Source organism: Streptobacillus notomytis (assembly GCF_001902585.1).
GTDB lineage: Bacteria > Fusobacteriota > Fusobacteriia > Fusobacteriales > Leptotrichiaceae > Streptobacillus > Streptobacillus notomytis.
On the sequence record NZ_LKKV01000016.1, the window covers coordinates 1 to 275 of the forward strand.

Sequence of the window (275 nt, forward strand, 5' to 3'; positions counted from 1 at the left end):
AAATTAAAAGGATTAATTACTATTAAAGATATAGATAATGTTGCAAATTATCCTAATGCATGTAAGGATGAAAAAGGAAGATTAAGAGTTGGAGCAGCAGTGGGAATAGGAGCAGATACATTAAGAAGAGTTAAAGCCTTAGTAGATGCAGGAGTAGATATTATTACTGTTGACTCTGCTCATGGACACTCAAAGGGTGTAATTGAGAAGATAAAAGAAATTAGAAAAGAATTTCCAAACTTAAATTTAATAGGTGGAAATATCTGTCCTTACTT

Annotated in this window: 1 protein-coding gene; it reads left to right on the forward strand. The window is 31.3% G+C overall.

All coding sequences use genetic code 11. From position 1 onward, the window contains the following. A partial coding sequence (locus tag BUE91_RS00695; RefSeq protein WP_143605891.1) for an IMP dehydrogenase occupies positions 1-275 on the forward strand: 275 nt, incomplete at both ends.